We start from the raw sequence: 20,727 nt of genomic DNA, 5'->3' as shown, positions 1-20,727 counted from the left end.
GCCTGGCGGCCCTTTCTGCTACTATTGTCGCCGCAACGCAATTTTATCCTGCCGCCCGAATGTGTATCGGGAGAGGCCAAAGCCCAAAAAGGTGATTTTATGAAGCGCGCGGTTGTCGTTTTCAGCGGTGGACAAGACTCCACGACCTGCTTGATCCAGGCATTGCAACAGTATGATGAAGTTCACTGCGTCACGTTCGATTACGGCCAGCGCCATCGCGCCGAGATTGAAGTGGCTCAAGAGCTGTCGGTCGCCCTCGGCGCCAAGGCACACAAAGTGCTGGACGTAACGCTGCTCAATGAGCTGGCCGTCAGCAGCCTGACGCGCGACAATATTCCGGTTCCCGCCTACGATCCCAATCAGAAAAATGCGCTGCCGAGCACCTTCGTGCCGGGCCGCAACATCCTGTTCCTGACGCTGGCGGCGATCTACGCCTACCAGGTGGAAGCGGAAGCGGTGATCACCGGCGTGTGTGAAACCGATTTCTCCGGCTATCCGGATTGCCGCGACGAGTTTGTTAAAGCGTTGAACAAGGCGGTGACGCTGGGCATCGCCCGCGATATCCGCTTCGAAACGCCGCTGATGTGGCTAAACAAGGCCGAGACCTGGGCGCTGGCGGATTATTACCACCAGCTGGATCGCGTGCGCCAGGATACGCTGACCTGCTACAACGGCATCAAGGGTGACGGCTGCGGCGAATGTGCCGCCTGCAACCTGCGCGCCAATGGCCTGATGCAGTACCGGGCCAACCAGGCGGAAGTGATGGCGGCGTTGAAACAGAAGGCCGCTCTGGCCTGAGGCAGTGACGGCGGCAGCCTCTGCCGCCCGTGAGCTTACTGCAGATTATCCTTCGGCGTGAGCGCCTCCAGGCGCTCGCGCAATTCTCCTTCGATCGGCAGCGCACGCTGCGTTTTCAGATCGACGCACACGAAAGTCAGCAGCGCGTCAGCCACCGGCGTCCCCGCCGGATCCTGCGTCACCTTTTGGCTCAGCACCCCGCTCTTGCCATTGAGCTGCACCATCTGGCTGTCGATACGCAGCTTATCCCCCAATACCGCCGGGCTGCGGTAATTGATATTGATGTTCACCACGATGAAAGCGATGTTGTTTTCCGTCATCCAGCGGAACCCGGCCTCGTTCTCCAGCCATTCCCAGCGCGCCTCTTCCAGAAACTCCAGATAGCGGGCGTTGTTAACGTGCTGGTAAACATCAAGGTGATAACCGCGAACTTTGATAAAGGTTTGCATAGGGAACGATCGCTCCTGCCTGGTGATTACAGAAAGAGGGAGCCGCAGCGGCTCCCTCGCCCGTTTGGTCAACGCGCCAAACTGGTAAGACCTGTAAAATGTAGCAGAGGAGTGACGGCCTCAGCGGCATTTTGCCACGCAGCCGCGACCGGGATCACATTTTCAGCCGGGTGCGATTCTTCTCAAACAGCGCCGGCCCGATGCCCGGCACCTCCTGCAACTGCTCAACCTGGGTGAACGGCCCGTTCTGCTCGCGGTAGCGCACGATGCCTTCCGCCTTCTTCAAACCGACGCCGCTCAAGGCGGCGGCCAGCTGTTCGGCGGTGGCCTGATTGATGCTGACCGCCGCCTCCTCGGCTGTCTTGGTCATCACCGATTGCCCGCCATTGCTCGCCGGTGCTGAGAGCATGGGTGCCGGCGCCTCGGCTTTATCCACCGCGGCGGCCGGCCCCGCCAGGCACAAAAGCAGCGCGGTGAGCGCAGCTTTGACGTGATGACGGTAACCTGATAAGGCTTTTTTCTCTGTATGTTGCATGCTGTATCCTCCTTGTGTGTGACAGCACGGCTACCTTGCCGCGGCGGCGAATATTCAGCAATCGGCGGATATCAGATGTGGAAAAGGCCGCGAAAGCGGCCTTTGTTTGTTGCACTGCGTTGCAGAAAAATGCGGCGATTACTGAGGCTGTTGCTCAGCGGCGCCCATTTTGATCTTGGCTTCTTTACGCAGGCTCGCCAGCAGCGAATCGAAGGAAACGCCGGTCGCGCCCTCTTCCATCTTGCCGACGAAGGTTTTCATTTCGTCTTCCGGCAGCGTACCTGGCTTCACCGCATCGAGCGCGATCAGCACCACGTTGTCCTGGCGATCCTGCGACATGCCGTACACCGGTTTGCCGTCCTGCGGGTGCGGCAGCGCGAACACGCTCTCCACCAGCTGGCTGTCTTCCGGCGCGCGCGCCATCTTCTGCACGGCGCCAAAGCTCAGGCCGGCGGCTTTCATCGCCTCGTCGCCCTTGCCCTGCTTCAGCTCAACCAGCAGCTTCTCGCCCTGCAGTTTCGCTTCCTGCACCGCTTTGTTGCGCTTCACCAGCTCGGCCACGCGGTCTTTCACCTGGTCGAATGGTTCGATACCTTCCGGCTTATGGCCGCTCACGCGCACCACGAAGGCGCGGTCGCCATCTACGGTGATCACGTCGGAGTTGCTGCCCGGCGCGCCGTTCTCGCCGATCAGCGAGCCGTCGAAGATCGCCTGCACGACCGGCTTGAAGTTCAGCGCGGCAGGAATGTTGTCACGAGTGAACCAGTCGCTTTGCGTCGCTTTCACGCCGGCCGCTTCTTCAGCCGAGGCCAGAGATTCGTTGTCGCTGGTCGCCGCTTCGCTCACCTTCTGCTGCAGCGCGTAATACGCGTCTACCGCTTTCTCCTGCTGCACCTGCTTGGCGATGGCGTCATGCACTTCGCTCAGCGGCTTCACTTTCTCAGGTTCGATATCATTCAAACGCACGATCAGGAAGCCGACGGAAGATTTCACCACGCCGGACAGCTGCCCTTTCTCGGTCAGGTTAGCCTGCTTCAGCTCGTCGGCGGTGGTTTCCGGCTCCAGCCAGCCCAGCTCGCCGCCGGTGCGGCGTGAGATGATATCGGTGGATTTCTCTTTCGCCAGGGTGGCGAAATCGGCGCCCTTCTTCAGCTCGTCCAGCACGGCGTTGGCTTCCGCCTCGGTTTTCAGCTGAATCACGCTGTAGTTTTTACGCTCCGGCTGGCCGTAGCTGCTCTTGTGTTGGTCGTAGTAAGCGCTGATGTCCTCTTCGCTCACTTTCACCTTGTCCTGCATGGACGCGGCGTCCAGCGGGATATAGCTCACCTTCACCTGCTCAGGTGCGATGAAGCTGTTTTTGTTCTGATCGTAATACGCCTTCAGTTCGTCGTCGCCGGCGCTCTGTTTCGCCTGCAGCGCCTTCAGATCGATGGTCGCCAGGCGCACGTCGCGCTCCTGCAGCACCAGCGCCGCCATGGCTTGCGATTCGGACGGCAGCACGAAGCCGGACTCGCCGAAGGCCTGAATCAGCTGCTGATTGACCAGCTGCTGGCGCATCGACTGCGCGAAGTTGTCGGCGGTGTAGCCCATGCGGCCGATCAGGTCGAGGTATTTGGCGTTATCGAACTGGCCGTTGGTCTGGAAGTAAGGCGCCTTGCGGATGGCGTCCTTGATCTGATCGTCGCTGACCGCCAGGCCCAGCTTCTTGGCGTACTGGTCGAGCAGCATGTTGTCGATCAACTGGGACAACACCTGACGGCGCATCTGCTGCATGTAGCCTTCGTTGCCGGCCAGCGCGGAGAACTGGTCACCCAGCTGCTGCTGCATGCGGCTACGCTCGCTTTGGAAAGCCTGTTCCAGCTGAGCGCGTTCGATCGTCTGACCATTTACTTTCGCAGCATAATCGCCGGAGCCGCCGATCAGGTAGTTACCCACCCCGGTCAGAACGAATGACAGGATGATCAGGGCCAGGATGATTTTGAGCACGACGTGATTAGCAGCCGCGCGTAAATTGTCCATCATAGTGTGACAACACTCCGCTGTGATGTGGATTAACAACCCTTGTGCAGGCGCGTTCCCTGCGACAAAAATAAAAAAAGCGCATCAGTCCGATGCGCCTTGTATCTTACCTTACCAGCACCGCTGCGTCAGGTGATTGTTTATTACAAAACCCTGTTACGCTAAACGGTTAGACGCTAAATCAGTTTACAGCGTCTTTCAGCGCTTTCCCTGCACGGAAGGCCGGTACTTTGGCTGCCGCGATTTTGATCTCTTTACCGGTCTGCGGGTTGCGGCCGGTACGAGCCGAACGTTCACGCACGGTGAAGGAACCAAAACCTACCAGAGCCACGTCATCCCCTGCTTTCAGAGAGTCGGTAACGGAAGCGATTACTGCGTCTAAAGCACGTCCCGCTGCCGCTTTGGAAATATCAGCACCTGCGGCAATCTTGTCGATCAGTTGTGACTTATTCACTCTATCATCCCCTCTAGAATTCTATCGTCGCACCGAAAAATCCCTACGGTTGCGACAGCGCAGCTGTTATATCAATCCCATCGAACCTTAGCAAGCCACCGACTGGGTGGCAAAACGCGGGCCGACAGAGATCTAACTTAGCGGTACAAAAAAATACTGGCAAGTCCGAAATGGCTTGCCAGTATAAGTTTTATCAATGGTTTTTGCGATTCGTCACTATTTTGCCGCTACCGGCAGTGCGCCGAAGGCCGGGTTTTGCAACGCAATGTTCAAAACTTCATCGATTCGCTGCACCGGATGAATCTCCAGATCGGCGATAACATTGTCCGGGATCTCTTCCAGATCGCGCTTGTTCTCGTAAGGGATCAGCACGGTTTTGATGCCGCCGCGATGCGCCGCCAACAGCTTCTCTTTCAGGCCGCCGATCGGCAATACCTGGCCGCGCAGCGTGATCTCGCCGGTCATCGCCACATCGGCGCGTACCGGGTTGCCGGTCAGACAGGAGACCAGCGCGGTGCACATCGCGATACCGGCGCTCGGGCCGTCTTTCGGCGTCGCCCCTTCCGGCACGTGCACGTGGATGTCGCGTTTCTCGTAGAAATCGGCGTTGATGCCCAATTTCTCCGCGCGCGCGCGCACCACGGTCAGCGCCGCCTGAATCGATTCCTGCATCACTTCACCCAGAGAACCGGTGTAGGTCAGCTTGCCTTTGCCCGGCACGCAGGCGGTTTCGATGGTCAGCAGATCGCCGCCCACTTCCGTCCACGCCAGCCCGGTGACTTCGCCCACGCGGTTTTCGGTATCCGCACGGCCGTAATCGACGCGCTGCACGCCCAGGTAATCCTTCAGGTTGTCGCCGTTGATCTCGATATGCTTGCGCTTCTTGTCCATCAGCAGCGTTTTCACCGCTTTACGGCACAGCTTGGAGATTTCACGCTCCAGGCTACGCACCCCGGCTTCGCGGGTGTAGAAGCGAATGATACCGATGATGGCGCTGTCGTCGACCGTCAGCTCGCCTTTTTTCAGCGCGTTGCGCTCAAGCTGCTTCGGCAGCAGGTGCTGCTTGGCAATGTTGAGCTTCTCGTCCTCGGTGTAACCCGACAGGCGGATCACTTCCATACGGTCCAGCAGCGGCGCAGGAATGTTCATCGAGTTCGAGGTGGCGACGAACATCACGTCGGACAGATCGTAATCCACTTCCAGGTAGTGGTCGTTGAACGCCACGTTCTGTTCCGGATCCAGCACCTCCAGCAGAGCGGAGGCCGGATCGCCGCGCATGTCGGAAGACATCTTGTCGATCTCATCCAGCAGGAACAGCGGGTTCTTCACCCCAACCTTGGCCATCTTCTGGATCAGTTTGCCCGGCATCGAACCGATGTAGGTACGGCGGTGACCGCGGATTTCCGCTTCGTCACGCACGCCGCCCAGCGCCATGCGCACGTACTGGCGGCCGGTCGCTTTGGCGATCGACTGCCCCAGCGAGGTTTTACCCACGCCCGGCGGCCCCACCAGACACAGGATCGGCCCCTTGATTTTGCTGACGCGGCTCTGTACCGCGAGGTACTCGAGGATGCGATCCTTGACGCGCTCCAGGCCGTAGTGATCGGTATCGAGCACTTCCTGCGCCTTGACCAGGTCTTTTTTCACCTTGCTACGCGCATTCCACGGCACCTGCAGCATCCAGTCGATGTAGCCGCGCACCACGGTCGCTTCCGCTGACATCGGCGACATCATCTTCAGCTTCTGCAGTTCCGCTTCGGTTTTCTCGCGCGCCTCTTTCGGCATCTTCGCCGCATCGATCTTGCGCTTCAGCGCTTCGTGCTCGTCCGGCGCGTCGTCCATCTCGCCCAACTCTTTCTGAATCGCCTTCATCTGCTCATTCAGATAGTACTCGCGCTGGCTCTTCTCCATCTGCTTCTTGACGCGGTTGCGGATGCGTTTCTCGACCTGCAGCAGGTCGATCTCCGACTCCATCATCGCCATCAGGTATTCCAGACGCTCGGTGATGTCGGACATCTCGAGCACCGACTGCTTGTCGCTGAGTTTCAGCGGCATGTGGGCAGCGATGGTGTCCGCCAGGCGCGCGGCGTCGTCGATGCTGTTCAGTGAAGTCAGCACCTCCGGCGGGATTTTTTTGTTCAGCTTGATATAGCCTTCAAACTGATTGATCGCGGTGCGCACCAGCACTTCCTGCTCGCGCTCGTCGATCGCTGGCGACTCAAGGTATTCCGCCTGCGCGGCAAAATGCTCACCGCTGTCGGACAGCGTAGTGATGCGTGCGCGCTGCAGCCCCTCGACCAGCACTTTTACCGTGCCGTCCGGCAGCTTCAACATCTGCAGGATCGACGCTACGGTGCCAACCGAGAACAAGTCGTTAATGCCAGGTTCATCCGTTGAGGCCTCTTTCTGTGCCACCAGCATGATCTTCTTATCGTGATCCATTGCGGCTTCGAGGCACCGAATCGATTTTTCCCGGCCAACAAATAACGGGATCACCATGTGCGGATAAACCACCACGTCGCGCAATGGCAGGACGGGGATTTCAATGCGTTCGGAACGCTCAGGGTTCATAGAGCTCTCTCTTAGTTTAATTTCCGCCAGGTTGAGGGGGAATCTCATGAGACGCAAGCATCTAACGTTTCATAAAATCTGGTTAATGAGTATATGGGGATGAATCTCTTACATTCAACGGCAAGAATGCAGGAAAAAGAAATGGGGGATGAAATCCCCCATTTTGCTGATAACGCTCTGGTTTAACTGGCTAATTATTCGCCAGATGCCTGGGCTTCCGGCTTGCCGTAAATCAGCAGCGGCTTGGATTGGCCGGCGATGACCGACTCGTCGATCACCACTTTGTCTACGCTGTCCATCGACGGCAGATCGTACATGGTGTCGAGCAGCGCGCCTTCCACGATGGAACGCAGGCCGCGGGCGCCGGTTTTGCGCGCCATGGCTTTCTTGGCGATGGCGTTCAGCGCTTCGTCGCGGAACTCCAGCTCCACGCCTTCCAGATTGAACAGCGCCTGATACTGCTTGGTCAGGGCGTTCTTCGGCTCTTTCAGGATCTGAATCAGCGCATCTTCGCTCAGCTCGCTCAGGGTCGCCACCACCGGCAGACGGCCGATGAACTCTGGGATCAGACCGAACTTGATCAAATCTTCCGGTTCGGCCTGCAGCAGCAGTTCGCCCTCGGTCGCCTTCTCGGACTCGCCCTTGACGGTCGCGCCGAAGCCGATGCCGGAGCCGGTGTTGACGCGCTGACCGATCACCTTATCCAGGCCGGCGAAAGCGCCGCCGCAGATAAACAGGATCTTGGAGGTATCAACCTGCAGGAACTCCTGTTGCGGATGCTTGCGCCCACCCTGCGGCGGAACCGCGGCGATGGTGCCTTCAATCAGCTTCAGCAGCGCCTGCTGCACGCCTTCACCCGAGACGTCACGCGTGATCGACGGGTTATCGGACTTGCGGGAAATCTTATCGATTTCATCGATATAAACGATGCCGCGCTGCGCTTTCTGCACGTCATAGTCACATTTTTGCAACAGCTTCTGGATAATATTTTCCACGTCCTCGCCCACGTAACCGGCTTCGGTCAGCGTGGTGGCGTCGGCCATGGTGAACGGCACGTCCAGGAAGCGCGCCAGCGTTTCCGCCAGCAGGGTTTTACCGCTGCCGGTCGGGCCGATCAGCAAGATGTTGCTCTTGCCCAACTCGATACCGTTGCTGGTATCGCCGTTGCGCAGGCGTTTGTAGTGGTTGTACACCGCAACCGCCAGCACTTTCTTCGCCTGCTCCTGGCCGATGACGTAGTCATCCAGGTGGTGGCGGATCTCGTGCGGCGTCGGCAGCGCACTGCGCTCACGATGCGGGGCAACTTCTTTAATCTCTTCGCGAATAATGTCGTTACACAGATCGACACATTCATCGCAGATATACACTGACGGCCCGGCAATCAGCTTACGCACTTCATGCTGGCTTTTGCCGCAAAAAGAGCAGTACAGCAGCTTTCCTGAACCGTCTTTGCGCTTATCTGTCATCAGTCAAACCTCTTCTTTAGTCTTGTCCCGCAGGAAAATCACGGCGGCAGTGCGCCCAAACTCATATCGGGAACGCCGAGGGGCCACAACAGAGCGAGCCCCTGCCCACTCTGATTACTATAGTCCATCGGCGCCGCGTGGTTCTAGCTGCGGTGTGTCAGAATGCCGTCAACCAGGCCGTATTCCACGGCTTCTTCCGCGGTCATAAAGCGATCGCGCTCGGTGTCGCGCTCGATCTGCTCCAGCGGCTGGCCGGTATGCTCGGCCATCAGTTCGTTCATGCGCGCTTTCACCTTAAGGATTTCACGCGCATGGATTTCGATGTCCGTCGCCTGGCCCTGGTAGCCGCCCAGCGGCTGGTGAATCATCACGCGCGAGTTAGGCAGGCAGAAACGTTTGCCTTTGGCACCCGCGGTCAGCAGGAAGGAGCCCATCGAGCACGCCTGGCCCATACAGATGGTGCTGACGTCCGGCTTGATGAACTTCATGGTGTCGTAAATCGACATGCCCGCGGTAATTACCCCACCCGGCGAGTTGATGTAGAGGTAAATGTCTTTTTCCGGGCTTTCCGCTTCGAGGAACAGCATTTGCGCAACGATCAGGTTGGCCATGTGATCTTCCACCTGGCCGGTCAGGAAAATGATGCGCTCTTTCAGCAGGCGGGAATAAATGTCGTAAGAACGCTCCCCGCGTGAAGTCTGCTCTACCACCATCGGCACCAGCGCCATGTTCGGTGCAAATTGATCTCGTTCGCCACTGTATGACATTACCGTCTCCTAATAGAAATTGCCTTGGCGGCCAGGGTGTCACCCTAATACGCCGATTCTACTTGAGAACGGCCATGATGACTATGCTCAAGCATTCGACCCGCGCCACACGTACCCGACGGTTATTTCATCCCGCGCACTTTGGCAAACAGCCCCAGAATTATTCTTAACAGATTGGGGGATCCCGGCGCGATTTCAAGCCCAGAGGCCGATTTTCTCCGCGCGCCGAAAACGATGCCGTTATTCTGACCGTTATCATGCCAGCCAGTTCCCCAGGCAACAGGGTAAATATAGTGCATATTGCCCCGCTTAACCTGAGATTAATCAGCAACGTGGCAAAAAGAAAAGCCCGCAACCTGAGGTTGCGGGCTTTTTCATCGTGCGCCGGTTCGCCAGGCGAAACCGGGGGCGCCGTTCATCGCGCCCGGCACGCCGGCATTACGCCTGTTGAGTCTGGTTCATCAGCTCGCTGAAGGTAGTGGCTTTTTCAGTCACTTTCGCTTTTGCCAGCAGGGCTTCAACCGCTTGCTCTTCCAGAGCCACGTTGCGCATGTTGTTCATCAGCTCTTTGTTTTTGCTGTAGAACTCGATGACTTCGCTCGGATCTTCGTAGGCAGAAGCCATTTCTTCGATCAGCGTCTTCACGCGGTCTTCGTCAGCTTTCAGATCGTTGGTGCTGATCACTTCGCCCAGCAGCAGGCCAACCACTACGCGGCGTTTCGCTTGCTCTTCGAACAGCTCGCGTGGCAGTTCCAGCGCTTGCTTCTCGTTGCCGCCGAAACGCTGTGCAGCCTGACGACGCAGTACGTCGATTTCGCCGTCGATCAGGGCAGCAGGCACGTCGATTTCGTTCGCGCTCACCAGACCGTCGATCGCCTGAGACTTGATGCGGTTACGCACGGCGCCTTTCAGCTCGCGCTCCATGTTCTTGCGAACTTCGGTGCGCAGGCCGGCAACGGAACCGTCCGCCACGCCGAAACGCTTGATGAACTCTTCGGTCAGTTCCGGCAGCTCGCGCTCTTCAACTTTCTTCAGCACGATAGCGAATTTGGCCGCTTTGCCCTTCAGGTTTTCCGCGTGGTAATCTTCTGGGAAGTTCACGTCGATGGAGAACTCTTCGCCCGCTTTGTGACCGACCAGGCCTTCTTCGAAGCCTGGGATCATGCGGCCCTGGCCCATTGCCAGTACGAAGTCGGACGCTTTGCCGCCTTCGAACTCTTCACCGTCGATAGAACCGGTGAAGTCAACGGTCACGCGATCTTCAGCTTCCGCTGCGCGATCGGTTTCTTTCCAGGTCGCCTGCTGCTTGCGCAGAGTGTCCAGCATCGCGTCGACGTCTTCGTCGTTCACTTCAACCACTGGTTTTTCAACTTCGATGTTTTCCAGGCCTTTCAGCTCAACTTCTGGATACACTTCGAATTCAACGGCGAAAGTGAAGTCTTCACCTTCTTTGTACTCGCCCGGCACGTAGTTTGGTGCGCCGGCCGGATTAATCTTTTCTTTGATGATCGCGTCAACGAAGCTGCGCTGCATCGCTTCGCCCAGCACGTCCTGACGAACAGAGGCGCCGTAACGCTGTTCCACGATGTTCATCGGCACTTTGCCTTTGCGGAAGCCGTCGATACGCACGCTTTTCGCTGCGTTGATCAGCTCTTTCTTCACCGCCTGCTTGATAGTATCAGCCGGTACAGTAATAGAGAGACGGCGCCCAAGGCCTTGAGTGGTTTCTACTGAAACTTGCATCTTGTTACCTCAAAAAAATCACAGTGCTCGGTCAACTCCGTTCCAAGAACCAGGACGGCTACAAATAAGAACCGAGTTCCCTGATGACAGAAGCGTCCCGAAACCATTCCGGAAAAATAAGACGCGACATTATAGCGGCGCATGCATGGCGAGTCGAGGAAAGCTAGGCGGCGCAGGCGCGCTAAAACTCACACTTTTGCCGATTCAATCGCCAAAAGGCCGCCAAAACAGACCGAACGTTGGCCATATTGCGCGTCGGCCGTGTCGTCGTCAAAAACAGAAACGGCCCGCAGGCCGTTTCAAAATTCGTCAGTAGTAATACCCTAATTCGAGGGCAAAGTTCCACTGATACCTGAAAATTTCCCCCTCAGGCCAGCGTCCCGGCGCCGCGGCACGGCGGCGAGGCCGGCACGGTATCCTGCAATCCTTCCCACTCTTTGAGCGTATAGGTGTGCAGCGCCAGCGCGTGTACGCCATCGGCCAGTTCTTCCGACAGTACGCCGTAGATAGAGCGGTGACGCGTCAAAAACCGTTCGCCGACGAAGCGATCGCTGACCAATACCACTTTGAAATGACTTTCTGAACCCGCCGGAACGTTATGACGATAGCTTTCATCAACGACTTCCAGATACGCGGGCTCAAACGCCGCCCTTAACTTTGCTTCTATTTGCTCGCGAATCATAGGATCTCCTTACAACACCGGCAGAGGACCGTGCCCATCTAGTTCAATATTAGCCGGTTTTCCCCCGTTTAGACCATCACCGGGACAAATTTCTCTTTTCTGCGGTCAGATGATGAGCGTCATCCCCGCCGCTTGGGGGATTATCCGATTGAGCGGGCCAAAAAAGCGTGTTTTTATCAACGGCAGGTAAAAATTTGTCACTCAGGCGCCTTCCGCGCTTCCACCGCACGGCGGCGATGCTATGATGTCGGCAATTTGTTGTCGGCTATCCCGCTCTGATTATTGCTAAATCCATCGAGAATGAGACAGAAAACATGTTAAAGAAACTTTGTCTTCCTTTGCTGGCCGCCCTGCTGCTGGCCGGTTGCGCGACCAGCAGCAACACCCTGAACGTCACGCCGAAAATCGTTCTGCCGCAGCAGGATCCTACCCTGCAGGGCATCACCATCAGCATCAACGGCGCGGATCAGCGCACCGATCAGGCGCTGGCCAAGGTGAATCGCGACGGCCAACTGGTCACGCTGACGCCATCGCGCGATCTGCGTTTCCTGCTGCAGGAAGTGCTGGAGAAACAGATGGGCGCTCGCGGCTACATGATCGGCGCCGACGGCCCGGTGGCGCTGCAGATCGTCGTCAATAACCTGTACGCGGACGTTTCCGAAGGTAACCTGCGCTACAACATCACCACCAAAGCCGACATCTCGATCATCGCCCAGGCGAAGAACGGCAACAAGCAGGTGAAAAATTACCGCTCGACGTATAACGTGCAGGGCGCCTTCACGGCCACCAACGAGAAGATCACCGACGCCGTCAACTCCGTGCTGGGCGACGTGATCGCCGACATGGCGCAGGACACCAGCGTCAACGACTTTATCAAGCAAAACGCGCGCTAATCGACGCGCCTTGCGCCGCCCGGCGGATCGGGCGGCGCAGACAGGGAACTCATGTCGAAACACTATCTGAACATCTTCACCCAGCGTAACTCCGCCATTCTGCTGCTGCTGGGCTTCGCGTCGGGTCTGCCGCTGGCATTGACCTCCGGCACGCTGCAAGCCTGGATGACCGTCGAAAACATCGATCTGAAAACCATCGGCATTTTCTCGCTGGTGGGCCAGGCCTACGTATTCAAATTCCTCTGGTCGCCGTTCATGGACCGCTATACCCCGCCGTTTCTCGGGCGGCGGCGCGGTTGGCTGCTGATCAGCCAGCTGCTGCTGGTGGCGGCGATCGTGGCGATGGGCTTCATGCAGCCCGCGCAGCACCTGTGGTGGCTGGCGGCGTTGGCGGTGCTGGTGGCGTTCTGCTCCGCCTCGCAAGATATCGTGTTCGACGCTTATAAAACCGACCTGCTGAAAGCCGAAGAGCGCGGGGCGGGTGCGGCGATCTCGGTGCTGGGCTACCGGCTGGCGATGCTGGTTTCCGGCGGCCTGGCGCTGTGGCTGGCGGATCGCTATTTCGGCTGGCAGGCCACCTACTGGCTGATGGCCGGATTGATGCTGATCGGCGTGGCCGCCACGCTGATGGCGCCGGAGCCCGATGAAAGCATCCCGGCACCGCGCACCATGGAACAGGCGGTCGTCGCGCCGCTGCGTGATTTCTTCGGCCGCAACAACGCCTGGCTGATCCTGCTGCTGATCGTGATGTACAAAATGGGCGACGCCTTCGCCGGCAGCCTGAGCACCACGTTCCTGATCCGCGGCGTGGGGTTCGACGCCGGTGAAGTCGGGCTGGTCAACAAAACGCTCGGCCTGTTCGCCACCATCGTCGGCGCCCTGTTCGGCGGCGTGCTGATGCAACGTCTCACCCTGTTCCGCGCGCTGATGCTGTTCGGCGTCCTGCAGGCGGTCTCCAACCTCGGGTATTGGATCCTGGCGGTGACCGACAAGAGCCTGCTCACCATGGGCAGCGCCATCTTCCTCGAAAACCTGTGCGGCGGCATGGGCACCGCGGCCTTCGTGGCGCTGCTGATGACGCTGTGCAACCGTTCGTTCTCCGCCACCCAGTTCGCGCTGCTGTCGGCGCTGTCCGCCGTGGGGCGCGTCTATGTCGGCCCGATCGCCGGCTGGTTCGTCGAAGCCCACGGCTGGCCGTTGTTCTACCTGTTCTCTATCGCCGCCGCCCTGCCCGGCTTGTTGTTGCTCGGCATCTGCCGCCAGACGCTGGAGCACACCCAGCAACATGGCGACTTTATGCCGCGCACCGAGTTTTCCGGATCTTACCGCTGGGCGCTGCGCCTGCTGACGCTGGGCTGTTCGCTGTTGGGCCTGTGGTTGCTGTTGCTGATCGCCAATGCGCTGGACTGGACGCAGGCACCGCTGTTGGCCGATCGGCTGCTGCAGGTCGGCGCCGCGCTGAGCCTGCTCGGCGTCGCGATGGGCAGCGCGCTGGATTACCTGGCCCTGCGCCGCACCCGTTTGGCATAATCTGACCGGCCGGCGATTTCGCCGGCCGAAAAAAAAGCGATCCGCGGGTATATTTATTTTGGTAAAAAAAGATAATCGACGCGGAAATTATTTTTTTATCCGACTGCCGCACTCGGAAATAAAATTAAATTCACCTTTAAGACACAATTATTTTACATTAAATAAACCTTTTCTGCGTATTTCCCCGCCGCGCATTTCTTCGGCAAATTCATCATACCTTTAGTTTTCCTTAACATACGGGCTGCTCGTCACGATTCAGCGTGCCAACGCGTTGTTGTCATTGGTAAATTGTCACGCAGGGTTACATCTGTGACCCCCTTAACAGAAAGTGTCAACAAGCCGCTGACACTCCCTTAAGCATGTTTACAGTACTGCAACCTTCCCGTAAAATGCCCGCACACATGAAACGACAATTGAGCCTTTGTTATTGAGGTCGTTAGATGAGACTTAAGAAATACAATAAAAGTATTGGGATGCTGTCATTAATCGCAGCCACTGTATTGCTCAGTGGTTGCGATATGGTTTTGATGAATCCCAAAGGAGCAATTGGTGTTGAGCAACGGACACTGATTATCACTGCAATCGCGTTGATGTTGATCGTGGTGGTGCCAGTTATCTTCATGGCGTTCGCCTTTGCCTGGAAGTATCGCGCTTCCAACAAAGACGCCAAGTACAGTCCGAACTGGGCCCACTCCAACAAGATCGAAGCGGTCGTCTGGACCATTCCTATCATTATCATCGCCATCCTTGGCACCATTACCTGGAAGACTACCCACGAACTCGACCCGTTCAAGCCGATTGTCACCGACAAGAAGCCGATGACGATCGAAGTGGTGTCGCTCGACTGGAAATGGCTGTTCATCTACCCGGAACAAGGCATTGCGACTGTTAATGAGCTGGCTTTCCCGAAAGATGTTCCAGTCGAATTCAAGATCACCTCTAACTCGGTAATGAACTCGTTCTTTATCCCGCAGTTGGGTGGACAGATTTATGCGATGGCCGGCATGCAGACCAAACTGCACCTGATCGGCAACGAAGCCGGTGCCTACAAGGGCATCTCCAGCAGCTACAGCGGCGCAGGCTTCTCCGGTATGAAATTCACCGCGATCGTTACCCCGACCGAAGGCGACTTCGATCAGTGGGTGGCCAAGGTGAAGGCATCGTCTAAAAACCTGAACACCACCGACGACTTTAACAAACTGGCAGAGCCGAGTGAAAACAACCCGGTTGAGTACTTTGCCGCTGTCAAACCGAATTTGTTCAAAGAAACAATTGCCAAATTCATGGGCGACATGGATATGCACAAGGGCGCTGGCGCGCACGAAGGCATGGACATGAGCCAAGGTATGGACATGGGTGAACATGCTGCTCACGCCGGAGCCGAGGAATAACTGATGTTGGGAAAATTAACACTTGATGCGGTTCCGTACCACGAACCGATCATCATGGTCACCGTAGCCGCAATTATTGTCGGGGGCCTGGCAGTGCTGGCGCTGCTGACATATTTCGGCAAATGGAAGTGGCTGTGGAGCGAATGGCTGACTTCGGTCGACCATAAAAAAATTGGTATCATGTACATCATCGTGGCGATGGTCATGCTGCTGCGCGGCTTCGCCGACGCCATCATGATGCGTAGCCAGCAGGCGTTGGCGTCCGCCGGCGAAGCCGGGTTCCTGCCGCCGCACCACTACGACCAGATCTTCACCGCGCACGGCGTTATCATGATCTTCTTCATGGCGATGCCTTTCGTGGTCGGCCTGATGAACGTCGTGGTGCCGCTGCAAATCGGTGCGCGCGACGTCGCCTTCCCGTTCCTGAACTCCCTGAGCTTCTGGTTCTTCGTGGTGGGCGTTGTGCTGATCAACATCTCCCTGGGGGTCGGTGAGTTCGCTCAGACCGGTTGGCTGGCGTATCCGCCGCTGTCCGGTAAAGAGTACAGTCCTGGCGTCGGGGTCGATTACTGGATCTGGAGTCTGCAGATTTCCGGTCTGGGTACCCTGCTGACCGGCGTGAACTTCTTCGCCACCATTCTGAAGATGCGTGCCCCTGGCATGCCTATGATGAAGATGCCGGTGTTCACCTGGGCGGCCCTGTGTACTAACGTCCTGATCATCGTTTCTTTCCCAATTCTGACCGTCACCATCGCGCTGCTGACCCTGGATCGCTATCTGGGCACCCATTTCTTCACCAATGATATGGGCGGCAACATGATGATGTACATCAACCTGATTTGGGCCTGGGGTCACCCAGAGGTGTATATCCTGGTTCTGCCGGTGTTCGGCGTGTTCTCCGAAGTCACCGCGACTTTCTCCAGAAAACGCCTGTTCGGCTATACCTCACTGGTATGGGCAACCATCGCGATCACCGTTCTGTCGTTCATCGTATGGCTGCACCACTTCTTCACCATGGGGTCCGGCGCGAACGTTAACGCCTTCTTCGGTATCGCCACCATGATCATTTCCATCCCGACCGGGGTGAAAATCTTCAACTGGCTGTTCACCATGTATCAGGGCCGTATCAAGCTCAACTCCGCGATGCTGTGGACCGTTGGCTTCATCATCACCTTCTCCGTGGGTGGTATGACCGGCGTTCTGCTGGCGGTGCCGGGCGCGAACTTCGTGCTGCACAACAGCCTGTTCCTGATCGCCCACTTCCACAACGTCATCATTGGCGGCGTGGTGTTCGGTTGCTTCGCGGGCCTGACCTACTGGTTCCCGAAATCCTTCGGCTTCACGCTGAACGAAAAATGGGGCATCCGCGCGTTCTGGTTCTGGATCATCGGCTTCTTCACCGCCTTCATGCCGCTGTACGCATTGGGCTTTATGGGCATGACCCGTCGTATCAGCCAGAACATCAACCCTGAGTTCCACCCTCTGCTGCTGGTTGCAGCCGGCGGTGCGGCGCTGATCGCCTGCGGCATCCTGTGCCAGCTGATCCAGATCTTCGTCAGTATCCGTGACCGCGAACAGAACCGCGATCTGACCGGTGACCCATGGGGTGCTCGTACTCTGGAGTGGTCAACTTCGTCTCCACCGCCGTTCTATAACTTTGCCGTAGTGCCGCAGATTCATGACCGTGATGAATTCTGGGACATGAAAGAAAAAGGCGAAGCGTATAAGAAACCGGCTAAATACGAACCGATTCATATGCCTAAGAACACCGGCGCCGGCGTTATCATCGCCTTCTTCAGCCTGGTCTTCGGTTTCGCAATGATTTGGGAAATCTGGTGGATGGCTCTGGCCGGCTTCATCGGTATGATCGTTGTCTGGATCGGCAAGAGCTTCGATCACGATGTTGACTACTATGTGCAGGTTGATGAAATCGAGCGCATTGAGAACCAACACTACGAACAAATCCGTAAAGCAGGCGTGAAACATGTCAACTGAAACTCTGACCAATCATAACGCAGCCCATGCAGAGCATGGGCACCACGATGCGGGTGAGACCAAAGTCTTCGGATTCTGGATCTACCTGATGAGCGACTGTATTTTGTTTGCGAGCTTGTTCGCGACTTATGCAGTCCTGGTGAACGGGACCGCGGGCGGTCCCTCAGGCAAAGACATCTTCGACCTGAAGTTTGTCCTGGTCGAAACTTTCCTGCTGTTGTTCAGCTCCATCACCTACGGCATGGCGATGATCGCCATGAACAAGGGTAAAGTTGGCGGTGTAAACACCTGGCTGTTCCTGACCTTCCTGTTTGGTCTGGGCTTCGTGGCGATGGAAATCTATGAATTCCATCATCTGATCGCCGAAGGCTTCGGTCCGGATCGCAGCGCGTTCCTGTCCAGCTTCTTCGCGCTGGTCGGCACCCACGGTCTGCACGTAACTTCCGGCCTGATTTGGATCATCGTGATGATGATTCAGGTGAGCAAGTTCGGCCTGACCGCGACCAACAAAACCCGCCTGATGTGCCTGAGCCTGTTCTGGCACTTCCTGGACGTGGTCTGGATCTGCGTATTTACCGTTGTCTACCTGCTGGGGGTTATGTAATGAGCCATTCATCCCATGAAACCTCTCACGGCGGCGCAAGCCACGGCAGCGTGAAGTCGTACCTGGTCGGCTTTATCCTGTCGATCATCCTGACGGTAATTCCATTTGCGATGGTAATGAACGGCACCGCCTCTCATTCCACCATCCTGGCGGTTGTTGTCGGCATGGCGGTTATCCAGGTGATTGTTCACCTGGTTTACTTCCTGCACATGAACACCTCATCGGAAGAGCGCTGGAACCTGGTGGCATTGCTGTTCACCGCTATGATCATCGGTATCGTTGTTGTAGGTTCACTCTGGATTATGTACAACCTCAACATCAATATGATGGTCGATTAAGAGCTGAGCTGCACGTGATGATTAAGCAATACCTGCAAGTCACTAAACCAGGAATTATTTTCGGCAATTTAATTTCTGTCGTTGGGGGATTCCTGCTCGCTTCCAAAGGGAGCATCGACTATCCCCTGTTTCTCGCCACCCTGGTGGGTGTCTCGTTGGTGGTCGCGTCGGGCTGTGTGTTTAACAACTACATCGACCGCGACATCGACAAGAAAATGGAGAGAACGAAGAATCGGGTGCTGGTAAAAGGCCTGATCGCGCCGAGTGTCACCCTGGTTTATGCGACCGCTTTGGGTATTGCGGGCTTTGCGTTGCTGTATATCGCGGCCAACCCGCTGGCCATGTGGCTGGCGGTGATGGGCTTCGTGGTTTATGTCGGCGTTTACAGCCTGTACATGAAACGCCACTCGGTCTATGGCACGCTGATCGGCAGCCTGTCGGGCGCCGCGCCGCCGGTTATCGGCTACTGCGCGGTGACCAACGAGTTCGACGCCGGCGCGTTGATCCTGCTGGCTATCTTTAGCCTGTGGCAGATGCCGCATTCTTATGCGATCGCTATCTTCCGCTTTAAAGATTACCAGGCGGCCAACATTCCGGTCTTGCCGGTGGTGAAAGGCATTTCCGTCGCCAAGAACCACATCACGGTTTACATCCTGGCATTTATGATCGCCACGCTGATGCTGACCCTGGTAGGTTATGCCGGCTACAAATACCTGATCGTCGCTGCGGCGGTGAGCGTATGGTGGCTCGGCATGGCGCTGCGCGGTTACAAGACCGAAAACGACAGCGTCTGGGCGCGTAAACTGTTCGTGTTCTCTATCGTCGCCATCACCTCGCTGAGCGTGATGATGTCGATCGACTTCAGCGCCACGGCGGCGCCTGAAGCGCTGGTGACCTACGTTTGGTAAGCCAAATCATCTGTGAATGGGCCGCTTTTGCGGCCCATTTTATTTGTCACGCCGAAAAGCGGCCGAACTGTAATATCTGTTAAACAACATTCGATTTACCCCCCCTGCCCTGCACACTAAAATGACGCAGCTTTACAGAAGTCATGCCATCAGGCGCTGTTTCAACGTCTGATGGCATGGTTTTTACCGAGGTTTGATGTGAACGATAATTCAATGACCCCACAGGAGCGCCGCGCCACCTGGGGATTGGGCACCGTATTCTCCCTGCGCATGCTCGGCATGTTTATGGTACTGCCGGTGCTGACCACCTACGGCATGGCGCTCAACGGCGCCAGCGAAGCGCTGATCGGCATCGCCATCGGCATCTACGGCCTGGCGCAGGCGGTGTTTCAAATCCCGTTCGGCCTGGTGTCCGATCGCATCGGCCGCAAGCCGCTGATCGTCGGCGGCCTGCTGATCTTTGCCCTCGGCAGCGTGATCGCCGCCGCGACCGATTCGATCTGGGGCGTGATCCTCGGCCGCGCGCTGCAAGGCTCCGGCGCGATCGCCGCCGCGGTCATGGCGCTGCTCTCCGATCTGACCCGCGAGCAGAACCGCACCAAGGCGATGGCGTTTATCGGTGTCAGCTTCGGCATCACCTTTGCCATCGCCATGGTATTGGGCCCTATCATCACCCACGCCTTCGGCCTGCATGCGCTGTTCTGGATGATCGCCGTACTGGCGCTGGCCGGCATTGTCATCACCCTGGCGGTAGTGCCTTCCGCCGACACTCACCTGCTGAACCGCGAGTCCAGCATCGTGCGCGGCAGCTTCCGCAAAGTGCTGAGCAACTCGCGCCTGCTTAAGCTCAACTTCGGCATCATGTGCCTGCATATCCTGCTGATGTCGAGCTTCGTGGCGCTGCCGCTGGCGATGGAAAAAGCCGGGCTGGCGGCCAGCGAGCACTGGATCGTCTACCTGGTCACCATGCTGGTATCGTTCGCCGCCGTGGTGCCTTTCATCATCTATGCCGAAAAATATCGCCGCATGAAGCAGGTCTTTATGGGCTGCGTGGCAGTGCTGTTCTGCGCCGAAGTGCTGCTGTGGCTCTCCGGCGCGCACCTGTGGGGCATCATCGCCGGCGTGCAGCTGTTCTTCATGGCCTTCAACGTGATGGAAGCCATTCTGCCTTCGCTGATCAGCAAAGAGTCACCGGCCGGCTACAAGGGCACCGCGATGGGGGTCTACTCCACCAGCCAGTTTATCGGCGTGGCGATCGGCGGCAGCCTCGGCGGCTGGCTGTACGGTTTGCAGGGGGCGGGCTTGGTGTTTATCGCCGGCGCCGTGCTGGCCGCGCTCTGGTTCCTGGTCAGCAGCACCATGAAAGAACCGCCGTATGTCAGCAGCCTGCGCATTACGCTGTCGGAACTGGCGGTGAAAGATTCGGCGCTAGAAAGCCGCCTGAAGGCGCAGCCCGGCGTGGCCGAGGCGATCGTAGTGCCGGAAGAGCGCAGCGCCTACGTCAAGGTGGATACCAAGCAGACCAATCGCGGTCAGCTGGAAGCGCTGGTCAATTCGCTGTAAAGAATCAGGGCCGGCAATGCC

Annotated in this window: 18 protein-coding genes; 9 read left to right on the top strand and 9 right to left on the bottom strand. The window is 57.4% G+C overall.

The features are described 5' to 3' along the window. The first annotated feature begins 99 nt into the window (after positions 1 to 99). A complete protein-coding gene (queC, locus tag QOL81_RS07675) occupies positions 100 to 798 on the top strand; it encodes a 7-cyano-7-deazaguanine synthase QueC (RefSeq protein ID WP_025301770.1) in 699 nt (232 codons plus the stop codon). A 35-nt stretch (positions 799 to 833) separates the two neighbouring features. Here queC and QOL81_RS07670 read toward each other — a convergent pair whose 3' ends face one another. The 9 genes from QOL81_RS07670 to bolA all read right to left on the bottom strand — a co-directional run bounded on the left by QOL81_RS07670 (position 834) and on the right by bolA (position 11,484). Continuing rightward, positions 834 to 1,247 carry an acyl-CoA thioesterase gene (locus tag QOL81_RS07670; protein ID WP_060423376.1) on the bottom strand — a complete coding sequence of 138 codons (414 nt, stop codon included), beginning with the start codon at positions 1,245 to 1,247 and terminating at the stop codon, positions 834 to 836. Positions 1,248 to 1,401: 154 nt separating this feature from the next. After that, the gene (locus QOL81_RS07665; protein ID WP_049199890.1) at positions 1,402 to 1,782 is read right to left on the bottom strand and encodes a ComEA family DNA-binding protein; all 381 of its coding nucleotides are present in this window, start codon (positions 1,780 to 1,782) and stop codon (positions 1,402 to 1,404) included. A gap of 138 nt (positions 1,783 to 1,920) precedes the next feature. Continuing rightward, positions 1,921 to 3,804 (bottom strand): peptidylprolyl isomerase, encoded by a 1,884-nt coding sequence (gene ppiD / locus QOL81_RS07660; protein ID WP_070914167.1) that lies wholly within the window; start codon positions 3,802 to 3,804, stop codon positions 1,921 to 1,923. A 178-nt stretch (positions 3,805 to 3,982) separates the two neighbouring features. Then, positions 3,983 to 4,255 carry a nucleoid-associated protein HU-beta gene (gene hupB / locus QOL81_RS07655; RefSeq protein WP_004940351.1) on the bottom strand — a complete coding sequence of 91 codons (273 nt, stop codon included), beginning with the start codon at positions 4,253 to 4,255 and terminating at the stop codon, positions 3,983 to 3,985. A gap of 216 nt (positions 4,256 to 4,471) precedes the next feature. Continuing rightward, positions 4,472 to 6,826 carry an endopeptidase La gene (lon, locus tag QOL81_RS07650; RefSeq protein WP_019454189.1) on the bottom strand — a complete coding sequence of 785 codons (2,355 nt, stop codon included), beginning with the start codon at positions 6,824 to 6,826 and terminating at the stop codon, positions 4,472 to 4,474. 194 nt (positions 6,827 to 7,020) lie between these two features. Next, positions 7,021 to 8,292 carry an ATP-dependent protease ATP-binding subunit ClpX gene (gene clpX, locus QOL81_RS07645; protein WP_004940354.1) on the bottom strand — a complete coding sequence of 424 codons (1,272 nt, stop codon included), beginning with the start codon at positions 8,290 to 8,292 and terminating at the stop codon, positions 7,021 to 7,023. Between the two features lie 143 nt (positions 8,293 to 8,435). Continuing rightward, complete coding sequence (clpP, locus tag QOL81_RS07640; protein ID WP_004940356.1) at positions 8,436 to 9,059, bottom strand: ATP-dependent Clp endopeptidase proteolytic subunit ClpP; 624 nt, start codon at positions 9,057 to 9,059, stop codon at positions 8,436 to 8,438. Between the two features lie 438 nt (positions 9,060 to 9,497). Then, the gene (gene tig / locus QOL81_RS07635; RefSeq protein ID WP_004940358.1) at positions 9,498 to 10,802 is read right to left on the bottom strand and encodes a trigger factor; all 1,305 of its coding nucleotides are present in this window, start codon (positions 10,800 to 10,802) and stop codon (positions 9,498 to 9,500) included. 367 nt (positions 10,803 to 11,169) lie between these two features. Next, on the bottom strand, positions 11,170 to 11,484 hold the full coding sequence (gene bolA, locus QOL81_RS07630; protein ID WP_004940361.1) for a transcriptional regulator BolA: 315 nt from the start codon (positions 11,482 to 11,484) through the stop codon (positions 11,170 to 11,172). Between the two features lie 314 nt (positions 11,485 to 11,798). On the opposite strand from bolA, the gene QOL81_RS07625 reads away from it, so the two are divergent. From QOL81_RS07625 to QOL81_RS07590, 8 genes are all read left to right on the top strand, one after another. Then, complete coding sequence (locus QOL81_RS07625) at positions 11,799 to 12,377, top strand: lipoprotein (RefSeq protein WP_025160064.1); 579 nt, start codon at positions 11,799 to 11,801, stop codon at positions 12,375 to 12,377. Positions 12,378 to 12,428: 51 nt separating this feature from the next. Beyond that, a complete protein-coding gene (ampG, locus tag QOL81_RS07620; RefSeq protein ID WP_060423369.1) occupies positions 12,429 to 13,907 on the top strand; it encodes a muropeptide MFS transporter AmpG in 1,479 nt (492 codons plus the stop codon). Between the two features lie 440 nt (positions 13,908 to 14,347). Next, a complete protein-coding gene (gene cyoA, locus QOL81_RS07615) occupies positions 14,348 to 15,298 on the top strand; it encodes a cytochrome o ubiquinol oxidase subunit II (RefSeq protein ID WP_025301763.1) in 951 nt (316 codons plus the stop codon). A 3-nt stretch (positions 15,299 to 15,301) separates the two neighbouring features. Next, a complete protein-coding gene (gene cyoB / locus QOL81_RS07610; RefSeq protein ID WP_197757381.1) occupies positions 15,302 to 17,293 on the top strand; it encodes a cytochrome o ubiquinol oxidase subunit I in 1,992 nt (663 codons plus the stop codon). Further along, entirely contained in the window at positions 17,283 to 17,897 is a 615-nt protein-coding gene (locus QOL81_RS07605) for a cytochrome o ubiquinol oxidase subunit III (RefSeq protein ID WP_019454194.1), read from the top strand. The genes cyoB and QOL81_RS07605 overlap by 11 nt, the downstream gene beginning before the upstream one ends. Continuing rightward, on the top strand, positions 17,897 to 18,235 hold the full coding sequence (locus QOL81_RS07600) for a cytochrome o ubiquinol oxidase subunit IV (RefSeq protein ID WP_019454195.1): 339 nt from the start codon (positions 17,897 to 17,899) through the stop codon (positions 18,233 to 18,235). The genes QOL81_RS07605 and QOL81_RS07600 overlap by 1 nt, the downstream gene beginning before the upstream one ends. Positions 18,236 to 18,252: 17 nt before the next feature. Beyond that, the gene (gene cyoE, locus QOL81_RS07595) at positions 18,253 to 19,143 is read left to right on the top strand and encodes a heme o synthase (RefSeq protein WP_049199881.1); all 891 of its coding nucleotides are present in this window, start codon (positions 18,253 to 18,255) and stop codon (positions 19,141 to 19,143) included. A 198-nt stretch (positions 19,144 to 19,341) separates the two neighbouring features. Then, positions 19,342 to 20,706, top strand: a complete 1,365-nt coding sequence (locus tag QOL81_RS07590; RefSeq protein WP_060423360.1) for an MFS transporter — start codon at positions 19,342 to 19,344, stop codon at positions 20,704 to 20,706. Positions 20,707 to 20,727: the final 21 nt, after the last annotated feature.

This window comes from Serratia sp. CC22-02, assembly GCF_900182895.1.
Classification (GTDB): Bacteria; Pseudomonadota; Gammaproteobacteria; order Enterobacterales; family Enterobacteriaceae; genus Serratia; species Serratia nevei.
The sequence above is the reverse complement of the archived record's forward strand: the minus strand, read 5'-3'. Positions and strand labels throughout refer to the sequence as shown.